Raw genomic sequence first — 15,091 nt, 5'->3', positions numbered from 1 at the left:
GAAGGTCGCTTTGGCGGGCTGAAATGCACTTGCACCGGTCCCAAATGCATCTTCTGCTTTATCGGTAATCGCGTTTTTTGCTGGAAGATCCGGGGTAAACCGGGCAGTTTTCCCAAAAGGAATCAGGATACTTTGGGTAACAGTTCTTCACGGTATGGAATGGAAAACTGAATGCGCGTTCCGGCATGGGTTTGGCTGGAAATGTCCATCGCGTGATCCTGACCATAGATATGTTCAAGGCGCAGGTTGGAATTGCGCAGTCCGACGCCACCCTGTTGGGCTTCCAGAGGCTTTTTCTCCAGAAGCGACGACATGACATCTTTCGGGATGCCGACACCATCGTCATATACGACGACCGACAGCGTGGTGTCTTGTCGGCTGATTTTCAGGCCGAGCGTTCCACCTTCCGCTTTCATGCGCAGGCCGTGCTTGACCGCATTCTCGATCAGCGGCTGGATGATCAGGGAAGGAATCGGCCAGTCTTCACACCCCTTTTCGACATCCATCTGAACCTTTATGCGCTCTCCGAACCGGGCTTTCTCGATGGCGAGGTAGGAGTTGACCTGATCCAGTTCGTCAGCAAGGCGGACGAAGCCTTTGCTCGAATCCAGATTTTTGCGCATGTAAAATGACAAATCGAGGATCAACTCTCTCGCCCGGTCCGGAGCCGTACGGCAGAAGGAGGCGATTGTGTTGAGAGAGTTGAACAGGAAATGTGGGTTGATCTGGGCCTGAAGATGCCTGATTTCGGCATGAGCCAGAAGGCGGTCCTTGATCTGGATATCCTGCAATTCAAGCTGGATGGAGAACAGATCGGTCAATCCTTTGGCAATTTCGAAAAGGAAGCTGTTCAGTTCCTGCTTGGCCGAGCCGTAGAATTTGAGAGTACCGACAATATGGTCATTCTTTTTCAAAGGCACGATGATGGCGGAGGTAAAGGGGCAATGACGATCACTACAACCGATCAGGGATTGCTCTTTGAGAAATATGGGCTCGCCAGTGACGATGACCTGAGCGGTCGCTTTGGTTACAAAGGGTTCTCCGGGCAAATGATGGTCGCTGCCTTCTCCGACATGAGCCAGAACGAGATTGGCATCAGTGACGGACACCGCAGCAACGGGTAATCGCTCCAGAATGCTGTTACACATGGCCTTCGCACTGTCTTCGTTCAAGCCAAAGCGCAGGTGGCTGACCGTGCTGTTGGCAATCTCGAAAATCTTTTGCGTATGGTCCGATGCCTTCCTCTCTCTCAGCGCTTGAATGGACTTGATGACATGTACAAAAAGGACGGTGCCCAGACCGTTGCCGATGAGCATTGGCAGCATGATGACCTGCACCAGGGCAAGCGCTTCTTCAAAGGGTTGCGAGAGCAACAGCACGAGGCCCATATGCATGGTTTCACCGAGAATGGTGAGGAAGAAGGCGACAGTCCAGTCCATGGCCCGTTCCTTCAACCATCGGCGCATCAGGCCAGCGGCGAGGCCCTCCAAGATGGTTGCCAATGCACAGGAAAGAGCCGAGAAGCCCCACGGATCAATCAGAAACCGATGCCCGCCCGCAACCAGTCCTGCACCAAGGCCCACGACCGGCCCGCCAAACAGTCCGGCCGTGACGACAGCCATTGCCCTGAGGTTGGCGAAGGAATTGAAAATCTCGTTGCCACCATAGGTGCCCAGAATACCCAGAATGCCGAAAAAAATGATCAGAAACAGGCGGTTGGACAGGCTCGCGCGGCTGAAGTTGATATCCTGAACGGGAGAAAGGGTCAGGATGACAAATGCGCCGGCGACAAGCAGTGCGACCTGCTTGAGCAAGAATGTCAGCAGAGCGACAATCGACATGTCTGGCTAGCTCCCTTTTCCAATTCAGTATCATGTTTGGCGAGCGCTGGAAGGCTCACAGTCCCAAACGGAGTTTGAAGTCCTTTACGCGCGATCGGCTTATTGTCAACTCGCTGCGTTTTTGATCCGTCATGACAAGGCTGTATTTACCGTTGAACCAGGGGCTGAATTCCCGAATGGCATTCAGATTGACAAGGGTCGAGCGGTGCGCACGGAAAAAGCTGCTACCTGAAAGGTGGTCTTCCAGCCGATCCATGCTGGAAATGCCATAAATCGGCATCTCACCGTTTTTGGTATGGGCAATGATACGGCTGTCTTCGCAGTCGAAATAGACAATTTCCTCCGGATCAACCAGACGGATTCTGCCCTTGGTTTCCACCGAAATACGAGTATGGGCTGGCTGCATGTTCGGCTTGTTTGAAACCTGGGCCAGTAAATGCTCCAGCTTTTGCTTGAGCGGATCTCCTCTCTCTGTCATCAGCTTGCTGATCCTGCTCAGCGTTGTCGAAAGACGCGCTTCCGATACGGGCTTGAGGATATAGTCCACTGCGCTTGCTTCAAAGGCATCCACGGCATAGGAGTCAAAAGCCGTCACAAACACGAACAGGGGCGGGTTTTCTTGTTCCTGCATCAGGGTTCGGATGACGTCGAAGCCGGTCTGACGCCCCATTTGAATGTCGAGAAAGATGACATCGGGTCTTATTGACCGACTGAGATTGATGGCTGCTTCGGCAGATTCCGCTTCCGCCACAACGTCAATGCTCTCCTGCTCGGAAAGCAGAAAGCGCAGCTCATCCCGGGCGGGCTTTTCGTCATCGACAATCAAACACCTGACTTGCATTTTCACTCCAAGAAAAAAAGCGTCTTTCGATGGGGTTGTGAATTCGCGTTATTGTTATTTCTGGCGAAAGGCGATTTTGTTTATCCAGATTTAGATTAGGCTGGTCCTTCCAGCCACAGACTATTAGGGCTTAGGTAATTTTGCGGGGTGCTGGGTCGAGATTTGGCTTTGCTGATTGAGCCTGTTTGAATTTTATCCAAAGTTGAAAGAGGCATGAAGTGAGATTAATGGGGGGATGTGAGTTGCGATGGAAACTGCTTGACCTCGCGTCACACGGCAAATCTCCCGGTATCGATATCGCTCAAGGCCTCATTTTCGCAGATCAGGGTGCGTGTGAAGGAAGCGACGGGGATCGATCTTTCGCTGATCAGCTTTTCAGGCACTTGTAAACTCATCCTTTTTGCTAGTATTCGAAGAGCTCGTGTGCGGAATTTTCCGTTCACACTCAACTTGGCATATCAGTTTGGATAGGGTAACGTTTTTTGGTCAATTCAGTGGAGGTTAGGAGATAATATGAAACATTTTAAAATTTTTACCGGCGTAGCTATTGCGCTTGGCCTTGCTGCTTCAGCTGCTTGTGCTCAAGATATGGCATTCTTCCGCATTGGTACGGGCGGGACGTCCGGCACCTACTATCCGATTGGTGGGCTTCTTGCCAACGCGATTTCCAACCCACCGGGCTCTCGTCCATGTGACAAAGGCGGTTCGTGCGGCGTTCCTGGCCTGATCGCGTCAGCTCTCTCTGCCAACGGCTCTGTTGCCAACATCAACGCCATATCAGGCGGTACTCTGGAATCCGGTTTCTCCCAGTCCGACGTTGCGACCTGGGCCTACACAGGAACTGGCATCTGGGAAGGCAAACCCGCAGTTGATAAACTCCGCGCAATTGCGAACCTTTATCCTGAAAGCATCCACCTTGTCGCAAGTGCCAAATCCGGCATTGCCAGCGTTGCTGATCTGAAAGGCAAACGCGTGTCACTTGATGAGCCGGGATCCGGTACGCTTGTTGACGCAAAAATCATCCTCAATGGCTATGGTCTGACTGAAGAAGACATCACGCCAGAATATCTCAAACCCGATCAGGCTGCTGACCGCATGCGCGACGGTGCCATGGATGCTTTCTTCTTTGTAGGCGGATATCCTGCCGGTGCCATTTCCGAATTGGCAAGCCAGCATGACGTCAAACTGGTACCTATTACCTGCGAAGAAGCTCCGAAAATCTGCGAAGATTTCAAATTCTTCGGTCCGGACCTCATCCCTGCTGGTACTTATGAAGGCAATGGCGCAGACGTCAAAACGCTTTCCGTTGGTGCCCAGTGGGTAACCAGTGCAGATCAGCCAGAAGAACTGGTCTACAATATTACCAAAGCTCTGTGGAACAAAAACACCCGCAAACTGTTGGATGCCGGTCATGCCAAAGGCAAAATGATCACCGCAGATACCGCGCTTAACGGTGTTGGTATTCCTCTGCATCCGGGTGCTGAAAAATTCTATAAAGAAGCAGGCTTGTTGAAATAAGCCTCAGTTTGGCATCGGTTGGGGCATAAAGCTCCAGCTCTGAACAAATAATGGGGGCGAGGGAAATCCCGCCCCTTTTCTGTAACAGATGACGGGAGAGCAGGTGATGACAGGGGACAGCGGAAAACAAAGCGAAACCGAGGACATCCGCCAATTAACGGCTGATGAGCTTCAGGCAATCGAGGAAGAATTTGATCCCGAATTGCGATTTCGTGTTCTGGCTTGGCCTTTGACAGTCATCTCTGCGATCATTCTTTTTCTTCTCTCCTGCTACCATTATTATACCGCTGGTTTCGGGATTCCTCAGGCAACCGTTCACAGGGGCATGCATCTCGGCGTCACCTTGCTGGTGGTCTTTCTCAGTTTTTCCGCTTTCGGCAAGAAAACTGTCAAACCCGGTCTGCTGGCACCGTTCGGACTGCCGCTGATTGACTGGGTTTTTGCGTTTGCCGGAGTGGTCAGTGCGCTCTATGTTCCGTGGATCTACTCCGATCTGGCCTTCCGTGTTGGCAACCCTCTGCCGATTGATATACTGATGGGCACGATCATGATCGTGGTCCTGCTTGAGGCTGTACGTCGTTCGATGGGGTGGCCCTTGCCCGTGATTGCGATCCTGTTCATCGCCTATGCCTATTTCGGCAAGTCGATGCCGGGGATTCTGGTGCATCCGGGGGCGAGCTGGGCCAATATTGTCAACCATCTCTATCTGACCTCGCAAGGGATCTACGGCACGGCGCTTGGCGTGATCGCGACATATGTGTTCCACTTCGTGCTGTTTGGGGTCATGGCGACGCGTATCGGACTGGGACAACTCTTCATCGATGTTGCCTCCGCATTGGCCGGGCGTTATGCCGGAGGCCCCGCGAAGGTGTCCGTGCTGTCATCGGCAATGCTGGGTTCGATTTCCGGCTCTTCGATTGCCAACACTGTGACAACCGGTGCCCTGACCATTCCGGCGATGATCCGCATCGGCTATCCGCGCCATTTCGCGGCCGCAGTTGAAGCCGCCGCGTCTACGGGCGGCCAGATTACACCACCGGTCATGGGGGCTGTTGCCTTCCTGATGATCGAATATCTCAACGTGCCGCTGACAACCATCCTGACAGCCGCTCTCGTGCCAGCTTTCATGCATTTCTTCGGCGTTCTGGTGCAGGTTCATCTCGAGGCGCGGCGTCTTGGGTTGCGTGGCATGTCCGCCTCAGAGCTGCCCAACGCCTTCAAGGTGCTCAAAGAGGGGTGGTTGTCCATCGTTCCCCTGGCCATTCTCGTTGCCGTTCTTCTGTCTGGCCGCACGCCATTTGCTGCTGCCTTTTATTCCATTTCCGCCTGTATCGTGGTTCTGGCAATCCAGCAGATTCAGAAGTCCGGAATTGTCGGTGGCCTCAAGGGGACCTTCCATGAAGTTTTCGAAGGCTTCATTCTGGGGGCCAAGCAGTCCTTGTCGGTCACCTCTGCGGCGGCTCTGGTTGGTGTCGTGATCGGTGTCGTTACGCTGACAGGTGTTGGCTTCAAGATCGCCTATATGGTGACCAGCATTGCACAGGGGTGGGCGACGTCGATTCATGATCTGATTGCTTTCCTGCCGTTCGAATTGATGACAGTGCCTGCGCTCACCCTCCTGTTCACGCTGATGTTGACGGCGGTGGTCTGTATTCTCATGGGGTGCGGTATTCCGACAACTGCCAACTATATCATCATGGTCGCTGTCGCTGCGCCAATCCTTGGCATGCTGGGCGTGCAGCAGATGGTCGCTCACTATTTCGTCTTCTATTATGGCGTGCTTGCAGATGTGACGCCCCCGGTTGCCATGGCGGCCTATGCCGGTGCGGGTATAGCAGGGGCCAACGCCTTCAAGGCGGGCAATACCGCCTTCCGGCTCAGTATGGGAAAGGCTCTTGTTCCCTTTGTCTTTGCGTTCCAGCCAGCTTTGCTGATTGTAACCGACGGGTTTACCTGGACAGCCTTCGCCATTGCCTTCAGTGGTGCGGTTCTTGGAATCTGGGTGCTTGCGTCCGCGGTTTCTGGCTGGTTGTTTGCAAGCCTTTATTGGTTTGAAAGACTGGTGTTGATTGTTGCTGCAATTCTTCTTGTGGCACCAAACTTTTTGGCAACGGCCATAGGATTGGTTCTGGTGGTGCCGGTCGCTCTGCGTCAATTGGTCCCGCGGATAACTCAAAGGGCATAAAACGGCCGATGCTTCAGGTTGTGTTTTCCTGATGCTTCTTCCTTGAGGTGTGCGTGTGCCTTCATGGATGATTATTGAGAATGGCGGCTAGCAGGTAATGCTGGCCGCCTTTTCTTTGTGTTGTCTCGATTTTGACCATGGCCTGCTATCATTCCTCATTGAGGATCGATGGGGCTAAGCAATTGATAAACAAGTTCGAGACAGTATTCGAAATTGAAAATCTTGGAGAATTTGAGTGAATATGTAACGATTTGCCTGAAACCAATTTATGATGAGGCGTTGGAAATATAATTGGTTTTATGTGTCAATATTAATCTGAAATAGAATATATATCTTTGAATTTTTTGCTAATATAAGCAATTTTTACAATGGTATTTTTGATAAATCTATTTTTTATATCAATATATATAATTGAAATACACATAAATGATTGATTCATACTCCTTCTGTAATCTTTCTTTTGTTGGTCGCGAAAGGAAAATGGCAGTGTTGGGGATGAAGGTCAGTCAAATCCCACGTTTTTCCATATCGGAAAAGATGGATGGAAGCCGAGAGCTGATCATGGCGCAATATGAGTCCTGTTCGCGCTTCATTCCCACTATCTATTTGATCCTGATAAGCAGTCTTTGGGGAATCGCGATTACTTGTCGTGGTCTCGATATGGTCCCCGTCGTGTTTATTCCTCCGGCCCTGTTTGCCGTGTTTGTGTTGTTCCGGGTTTATTTCTGGTTTGATAGCAGACCTGAATTGGTCACCTTTGAGCAGGCCAAGCGGGAGCTGTTGCAAACAAAGATTGGGACGATTGCTCTCCCCGTGATCTTTACCGCATGGGCGCTCTATCTGTTCGAACACAGCGCCTATGACATTCGCGTGAATGTTACCTATTTCATGGCGATGTCGGGTGTTTGTATTGTCGTTTTTCTCATGAATTTGAGAGTTATTGCCATTCAAACCGCCTTGATCGTGTATGTGCCTTTGATCTCCCGGCTGTTCTTGACGCACGATCCCGGTCATATAGCAATGGCGATAAATCTCATTGTCGTTAATCTGCTTCTTCTGACGGTTGTCTATTTTCAGTCCAAGCGCTTTGCTGAAACAGTATTCGTGAAACTGGCTCTTCAGGAGGCAAGTAACCACAACAAGATCTTGGCGAACCAGGACAGTTTGACGGGGCTCGCAAACAGGCGTCTGTTCTTCAGCAAACTGGAAAGCGAAGTTGCCTTTGCAAAGTCGCAAGGGCATCGGCTTGCGGTTGGTATCGTTGATCTTGATGGTTTCAAGGCGGTGAATGATCTTTACGGGCATAATGCCGGGGATCAATTGCTGCGTCTGGTGGCCGAGAGGCTGTTGGATACGACTGACCCGGATATTCTGGTCTCACGGCTTGGAGGGGACGAATTTGCACTGCTTGTTCCCAACAGGTCTTCCGATTTCGAGCTGCTTCTGCTGGGCGAGAAGCTTTGCAGTGTTCTGAATGAACCTTTTGAAATTGAAGACAAGATTGTTCGTATTTCCGGATCGATTGGCTATGCGGTCTTTCCTGAAGTCGCAGACAGCGCAGTTGCCTTGTATGAGAGCGCAGACTATGCGCTATATCATAGCAAGCATAACAATCGTGGCAATCCGGTGCTGTTCAACGAAGAACAGGCGGTCGAGATCGAGGCGGATGCGCGCGTTGCCCAGGCCTTGCGCACTGCTGATCTGGAAGAAGAGTTGACAGTCTATTTCCAGCCGATCGTCAACGTGCATTCCGGTCAGGCAATTGCCTTTGAGGCTCTGGCTCGTTGGCACAATCCAAAAATCGGCTCGATGTCTCCCTCCGTGTTTATTCCGCTTGCCGAGCAGTCGGGACAGATTTGTGAAATAACCCAGATTTTGCTCAAGAAGGCTTTGAAAGTGGCGGAACAGTGGCCTTTGCAGATCCGATTGTCGTTCAATCTTTCGGTTCATGATCTAGGCTCGCCGGAAAAAATACTGGCCCTGACCAGCATCCTGATGAACAGTTCCTTTAGTCCGCATCGTGTTGATTTCGAAATCACCGAGACTGCGGTCATCGGGAATCTGTCTCGTTCATTGAATGCCATCGAGACATTGAAGGGGCTCGGGTGCGGTATCTCGCTTGATGATTTCGGAACGGGATATTCCTGCCTCAGTCAGTTGCGGAACCTTCCCATTACAAAGATCAAGATCGACCGGAGTTTTGTTTCAGGGCTCGATAACAAACCGGCCAGCTACAAAATTGTGAAATCTCTTTTGTCTCTCAGTCAGGAGATGGGGCTCGGTTGTATCGTTGAAGGGATTGAAACAGAGGTGGAGCTGCAATTGCTCAAGCAAATGGGTGGGCAAGTCGTGCAGGGATATTACTATTCGCCACCTGTTCCGGCGCAAGAGCTATGGCGATTTCTTCCAGCTTCGGATGGCTCTGCCAGCTGCATTGAAAACAGTGCCTGAACGTCATTGGCAGGCGTTCCCCTTCCTGTGAGATCTGAATGGGAGCACTCCCTCGGGGAAGGCTGGTCGTGTGCGAATAGCTGCGCTATAGTACCGGGTGATTGCCCGTATATCGCGTCACGATCTATCCATTCCGCATATTTCCTCAACGGAATGCCTGCACAATTTTCATTCTTCCAGTCAATCGCAATTCTCTTGATTTGAGTGCGTTTTCAGAAAGTCAAACCATCATGGCAGATCTCAACACCCAGCCAAACCCGATGATTCTTCACGACATGCGGGGCGAATTTCAACTACCGCGAGATGTCGTCTGGATGAATTGTGCCCAGATGTCCCCCATGCACGAGAGTGTTGCCGCGGCGGGGCAACAGGGTGTCATGAGAAAGGCTCGTCCCTGGGAGGCGGCGCCTGCAATGTTTTCTGCCGAAGTTGAAGCGGTTCGGGCGGAGTTTGCACAACTGTTCAACTCTACATCGGATTGTGTCGCCATCATTCCCGCTTGCTCTTACGGTATCGCCATCGCCGCAAACAACATTGAGCTTGGCAAATCTCAGAAGGTCATTGTTGTCGAGGAACAGTTCCCGTCCAACCGGTTTATCTGGGAGCGGAAATGCGGGGCTTGCGAGGCCGATCTGGTTGTTGTCCGTCGGGTCGCATCTGGCGAGAATAAAGGAGAGATTACGGGCCCTCTGCTGGACGCTATTGATGCCTCAACCGCTGTCGTCGCGATTGGAGCTGTTCATTGGACCGATGGGACTCCGATTGATCTTCTTGCGGTTTCCAAGCGCGCACATGAGGTTGGAGCGGTGCTTGTGCTTGATCTTACCCAGAGTCTTGGTGCCTTGCCCTTTGATGTGGCGGTGATTGATCCTGATTATGCTGTCGCACCAAGTTACAAATGGCTGCTTGGGCCTTACAGTCTTGGAGGGCTCTATGTGGCCCCGAGAAACTGGGATGGTGTCCCGCTTGAGGAAGGCGTCATGGACAGGCTCGAGCCCGCGCGTTCGTTTGCAGGTGAAACGCCTCCTTATGCTGAAGGGGCGAGACGCTTTGACATGGGGGAAAAGGTGAATTTCCAGTTGATGCCGATGCTGTTGGCGTCTCTCCGGCTCATCAATCATTTGGGCGTCGACAAAATTCAAGCCTCTCTTGCGCAAAAGACGTCTTATCTGGCAAAGCTTTTGTCTGAAAGAGGATTTGATGTTCCTTCGGAGCAATTGCGCAGCCAGCATTATTTCGGCTGTATGCCTCCCGAGTATGCGCCGGACGATCTGCATGCCCGGCTTGCTGCTCAACAGGTCCATGTGAGCATCCGGAACGGCAAAATTCGTCTTGCTCCCCATCTCTGGAATGACGAAGAGGATCTTGCCCGATTTATCGAGGTTCTGGATTCCTGTCTTTCGAATTAGCGAACAGTATTTTCAAGTCCCGGTGGGTGGCGCTTTGCCATATGGCGCCACTCTCCGAGCGGGTCTTGCTTCCTTTTGCCCGCACGCTTTTCCCTGCGAGTTTGTCTGCCCTCCAGCTCGAAGCGCCACGATAGTGTCGAGTTCGTCTTCGACTTGCTCGTGATTGGTATATTTATCCAAAGATCTTTGCCATTTCGAGCTTTGTCAGAGCAAGATTTGAGGACGGTAACCCAAGTAATTTTTTTCAAATATTGCATTTTTTTGATATAAATGAAAAATCTGAAACGTTTCACTTCCAACTTTCTGTCTAGTATGATAGGGAGGCGATACTTGGAGGAATGGAGCTGTCTTCGAAAGAATGATATACCTTAGAGGTCATCCGACGACAGGCTCCCATCATTACAGGACACCAGCATGAAATATGGATATTTCGACGATCAGGCTCGCGAATATGTCATTACGCGCCCGGATACACCTCTTCCCTGGATCAACTATATTGGATGCCAAAGCTATTTCGGGATTCTGTCCGCAACGGCTGGTGGATATTCCTATTATCGGGATGCGCGGCTAAGACGTCTTACGCGCGGGCGCTACAATAATGTGCCGAATGATTTTGGTGGTCGCTATGTCTATATGCGCGACAATGGAAATGGCGATGTGTGGACGCCGTCCTGGATGCCGATGCAGTCTGAGATTGAGGACTATAGCTGCCGCCATGGTATGGGCTATTCGGTCATCTCTTCAAAGCGGTCTGGCATTCGCACCTCTACCCGTTATTTCGTGCCTTTGGACGAAACCTTGGAGATCTGGCAGGTTACTGTCAGCAATGAGCGGCTGCAAGCCGCTGATGTGTCGCTCTTTTCCTCCGTTGAATTCTGCCTGTGGGATGCTCTTGACGACTCCACAAACTTTCAGCGCAACCTGTCAACGGGTCAGGTGGAAGTTGAAGAAGGTGTCATCTATCACAAGACCGAATATCGCGAGCGCCGCAATCATTTTGCCTATTTTGCCTGTTCCGAGGACATTGAAGGTTTTGATACACAGCGCGAAGATTTTCTTGGTGCCTGGCGCGGATGGGACAAACCCGGCGCCGTGCTGGAAGGCAAGTCGCGCAATTCCATCGCTCATGGCTGGTCACCGATTGGCTCGCATCACGTACGACTTCGCCTTGAGGCTGGTGAAACCCGGCAGGTCATCTTTGTGCTCGGTTATCACGAGAATGACAAAGACGACAAGTTTGATCCGCCAAACTCGCAGATTCTGAACAAGAAGACCGTCAAGCCGGTGATCGACACCTATCTTGATGCCGACAAGGTGGATGAGGCCTTTGCTGCTCTTGGCACGCATTGGGACTCTCTGCTTGGCGTCTATCAGCTCTCCTGTCCGGATCAGCATGCCAACCGCATGGTCAATATCTGGAATGCCTACCAGTGTATGGCAACCTTCAACATGTCCCGCTCGGCCTCGTCTTTCGAGTCTGGTATCGGGCGTGGTCTTGGCTTCCGCGATTCCAACCAGGATCTGCTTGGGTTTGTGCATATGGTTCCGTCGCGGGCGCGCGAGCGCATTCTTGATATTGCAGCGACGCAATTGTCATCCGGTGGCGCTTACCATCAATATCAGCCTCTGACGAAAAAGGGCAACAATGATATCGGTGGTGATTTCAACGATGATCCGCACTGGCTGGTGATCGGGGTGGCTGCCTATCTCAAGGAAACCGGGGATTTCTCCATTCTTGAAGAACCGGTGATGTTTGATTGTCAGCCGGGCACCGAAGAGCCGCTTTATGAGCATCTCAAACGCTCGCTGCAATATGCGGAAGAGCGGATGGGGCCACATGGCCTGCCATTGATCGGGCGCGCCGACTGGAACGATTGCCTGAATCTCAACTGCTTCTCCGAGACACCGGGCGAGAGCTTCCAGACGACAACCAGCAAGGAAGGCACGACAGCGGAATCGATCTTTATTGCCGGCTTGATGGTGTTGTCTACCAAGGAGCTTTCGGATATTGCGAAGGTCGTCGGAAAAGATGGAGACGCCGCCTATTACGGTCGGCTTTCGGAGGATATGAAAGCCACTATTGGCGAGCATGGCTGGGATGGTGACTGGTTCCTGAGGGCCTATGACGATTTTGGTCACAAGGTCGGCAGTTATGAGAATGAAGAGGGCAAGATCTTCATCGAGCCTCAGGGATTCTGTGTTCTGGCAGGGGTTGGTCTTGAGGATGGCAAAGCCCGCAAGGCGCTCGACTCGGTCGCCAAGCATCTGGCAACACCGCACGGGATCGTGCTTCAGCAACCGGCCTATTCCCGCTACTATATCGAGTATGGTGAAATCTCCACCTATCCTCCGGGATACAAGGAAAATGCCGGTATCTTCTGTCACAACAACCCTTGGGTTGCGATTGGCGAGGCGATGCTGGGCGATGGGGATGCGGCGTTCGACTATTACAGCCGAATTTGCCCGTCCGCACGCGAAGGCATTTCCGATGTGCATCGGCTCGAGCCCTATGTTTATGCGCAGATGATTGCGGGCCGGGATGCTCCAAGTCACGGCGAAGCGAAAAACTCATGGCTGACCGGTACGGCTGCCTGGAACTATTACACCATAACCCAGTGGATCCTGGGTATTCGTCCCGACTATGATGGCTTGCGGATTGCGCCAGTCATTCCGGAACGGTGGGCTGACTTCAAGGTTCAGCGCGTTTTCCGCGGTGTGACCTATGACATTTCAGTCATCCGGCAAGGGGTTGGCAATGACGTTCGCTTGTCGGTGAATGGCAAACAGATCAAAGGGACTCTCGTGCCGTTGCCAGCAGAGGGAGACTCCAAAGTCACAATCGATGTTCTGATCGGTTGAAGAATTGACGGCTGGATCTGATGCCATTTCGGCTCCAGTTTTCTGGAAGTTGAAAAGCGCAGTCCTGTGAAGGGCTGCGCTTTTTTTATCTGGTCGCGTTTATGGTCGCTGATCTTGAACCGGAACTGGTCATCCGGGTCGATTTGCTCGGTTGTTCTTCATTCTGCCGGAACCGGAGCCGGGTTCCGCTTCGACAAAAACAGATTGACGAGCGGGTGTCCAAGCGCGGCAAGAAGAATGAAGCTGCCGCCAATAAAGGTCGCCTGGCTTGGAACTTCCCTGAAAATCGCCCAGACGATCAGGGGGGCGATGACAATCTTGATCTGAGAAATCAGGCTCACTTCGGGGGCTGGGATGAGGCGGGTCGCCATGGCCATCAACATGCGTCCGACCGGAGCAGAGACAAGCCCCATGATCATCATCACGAGAATGCCATAGATGTCAAAGTCCGCGACTTTGACGAAGCCGACCGAGAAGAGGGCAATGAACAAGCCTCCGGCGGCAATGACCAGAGACCGGCTGATATTTGAAAAGCGCCGCCAGACAACGAAATTGAGCGAAACCGCGACGACGCAGACGAGTGCGAGAAGGTCACCGGTGAACCCGCCGCTGGAAAGGGAGCCGCTGACGATGACATACATGCCGATCACCGAAAGGATGATTGCAAATCCTGTGTGAAGCTTGATTTTTTCTTTCAGGAATATCCAGCTGAAGACTGCCGAGAAAAAGGGAGCAAGGCTTGATATCAACAAGACGTTGGCAACGGTGGTATGTTGTACCGCCAGAGTGAAGGTGGTTCCGCTGACGCCCATGATGGCACCTGACACAAAGAGCATATATCCACCAGCTTTGACCGCTCGGCTGACGGAGCCTTCACGCCACTTGGTGACAAGGGTCATGGAGAGGAGAGAAAAGACGCCGAAGAGAAAGGAGGGAGCGAAGCCCTGAAGCCCGGAGAGACGGATAAAAACCGAATCGAGGCTCATTAAGATCGCAGCTATAACGAGATAGCCAAACCCTTTTTCGTGACTAGACATAAAGGAAAATCCTGACTTGTATTTCAAGAAAATTGAATATAATACTGTTTAGTATGATTTGCAAGGAGTTTTGAATCATTATGAAAGCAGCCGAGAAACTTCGCTTGAAAAGAGAAGCTATTTACGCGGCTGCCGAGCGGCTGTTTCTCAGTCATGGATATGAAGGAACAACGATGGATGCCGTTGCCGAGGAGGCAGGGGTCACCAAGCAAACCGTTTATCGCTACTGTCCTTCAAAAGCCGATCTGTTTGCCGGTCTGATTTCGGGGATGGGAGAGGAGCGAAGCGGATTTTCCTTTGGTAACAGTGCATTGGAGGAAGAACTTCATCAATTTGGCCTTGCGTTTTTGACCGCCCACATGGGAGAGAGAAATCTCTCCTTCTTTCGCCTTGTCATGAATGAAAGCTGGAAGAGCGAAGAATTGCGAGAGCTGTTTGCTAAGCATGCGCAATCACGCTGGTTTGATGAATTGTCCGATTTTCTGGAGAAAAGATTGGAGTTGCCAGACGCCGGGAGCATCGCGCAGATATTCATTTCCATGTTGTTGTCAGAACGGAACAGGGTGCTGATGGGGCGACGGTCTCCTTTGCCGAGAGATGAAATCATGACTCATGTCTCTCTTGTGGTTGGGATTTTCCTGAAAGGTTTGCCGAGGGATCACACTGTAAAATGATGACTTTTCTCGATCATCTTTGAGCGGGGCGAGAGCGGTTGGGCGGGATAATCGCATTTCTTTGCGTTCGTCCGTTTCTTTCCCTTTTTGCGCGATGGAAAGTCACGAGAGCGTCACAATAAGGGCCAATAAAAAGCTGGATCTTATCGTGTCAAAAGGACAGGATGGGACGGTCCTGTCTTGCCAGACAAGGACTGAAGATGGGTTTAAAATTCAGATAGATCCACTTTGCCAATAATGCTTGCCCCAAATTCGGGATTTCCCTCATTTTCAGGA

General features: G+C 51.7%; 10 protein-coding genes. 6 read left to right on the top strand and 4 right to left on the bottom strand.

The annotated features are described in order from the left end of the window. Nucleotides 1-122 precede the first annotated feature (122 nt). From ACHZB8_RS16195 to ACHZB8_RS16185, 3 genes are all read right to left on the bottom strand, one after another. Entirely contained in the window at nucleotides 123-1,841 is a 1,719-nt protein-coding gene (locus ACHZB8_RS16195; protein ID WP_316861830.1) for a LytS/YhcK type 5TM receptor domain-containing protein, read from the bottom strand. A 55-nt stretch (nucleotides 1,842-1,896) separates the two neighbouring features. Then, nucleotides 1,897-2,682 carry a LytTR family DNA-binding domain-containing protein gene (locus ACHZB8_RS16190; RefSeq protein WP_316861829.1) on the bottom strand — a complete coding sequence of 262 codons (786 nt, stop codon included), beginning with the start codon at nucleotides 2,680-2,682 and terminating at the stop codon, nucleotides 1,897-1,899. 269 nt (nucleotides 2,683-2,951) lie between these two features. Further along, nucleotides 2,952-3,077, bottom strand: a complete 126-nt coding sequence (locus ACHZB8_RS16185; RefSeq protein ID WP_316861827.1) for a hypothetical protein — start codon at nucleotides 3,075-3,077, stop codon at nucleotides 2,952-2,954. Between the two features lie 118 nt (nucleotides 3,078-3,195). On the opposite strand from ACHZB8_RS16185, the gene ACHZB8_RS16180 reads away from it, so the two are divergent. From ACHZB8_RS16180 to ACHZB8_RS16160, 5 genes are all read left to right on the top strand, one after another. Next, a complete protein-coding gene (locus ACHZB8_RS16180) occupies nucleotides 3,196-4,200 on the top strand; it encodes a TAXI family TRAP transporter solute-binding subunit (protein ID WP_316861826.1) in 1,005 nt (334 codons plus the stop codon). 106 nt (nucleotides 4,201-4,306) lie between these two features. Further along, on the top strand, nucleotides 4,307-6,385 hold the full coding sequence (locus ACHZB8_RS16175; RefSeq protein WP_316861824.1) for a TRAP transporter permease: 2,079 nt from the start codon (nucleotides 4,307-4,309) through the stop codon (nucleotides 6,383-6,385). A 495-nt stretch (nucleotides 6,386-6,880) separates the two neighbouring features. Further along, nucleotides 6,881-8,836, top strand: coding sequence for an EAL domain-containing protein (locus ACHZB8_RS16170; RefSeq protein WP_316861822.1), 1,956 nt, complete (start codon nucleotides 6,881-6,883; stop codon nucleotides 8,834-8,836). A 230-nt stretch (nucleotides 8,837-9,066) separates the two neighbouring features. Then, entirely contained in the window at nucleotides 9,067-10,245 is a 1,179-nt protein-coding gene (locus ACHZB8_RS16165) for an aminotransferase class V-fold PLP-dependent enzyme (protein WP_316861820.1), read from the top strand. Between the two features lie 414 nt (nucleotides 10,246-10,659). Beyond that, nucleotides 10,660-13,104 (top strand): GH36-type glycosyl hydrolase domain-containing protein, encoded by a 2,445-nt coding sequence (locus tag ACHZB8_RS16160; protein WP_316861819.1) that lies wholly within the window; start codon nucleotides 10,660-10,662, stop codon nucleotides 13,102-13,104. A gap of 158 nt (nucleotides 13,105-13,262) precedes the next feature. Here the strand turns inward: ACHZB8_RS16160 and ACHZB8_RS16155 are convergent, their stop codons facing one another. Next, complete coding sequence (locus ACHZB8_RS16155; protein WP_316861817.1) at nucleotides 13,263-14,141, bottom strand: EamA family transporter; 879 nt, start codon at nucleotides 14,139-14,141, stop codon at nucleotides 13,263-13,265. A 104-nt stretch (nucleotides 14,142-14,245) separates the two neighbouring features. On the opposite strand from ACHZB8_RS16155, the gene ACHZB8_RS16150 reads away from it, so the two are divergent. Beyond that, nucleotides 14,246-14,815: a TetR/AcrR family transcriptional regulator gene (locus tag ACHZB8_RS16150; protein WP_316861816.1), complete on the top strand. Its 570-nt coding sequence runs from the start codon at nucleotides 14,246-14,248 to the stop codon at nucleotides 14,813-14,815. Nucleotides 14,816-15,091 lie beyond the last annotated feature (276 nt).

This window comes from uncultured Cohaesibacter sp., assembly GCF_963556055.3.
Lineage (GTDB): Bacteria > Pseudomonadota > Alphaproteobacteria > Rhizobiales > Cohaesibacteraceae > Cohaesibacter.
This window is presented reverse-complemented; position numbering and strand designations above follow the sequence as displayed.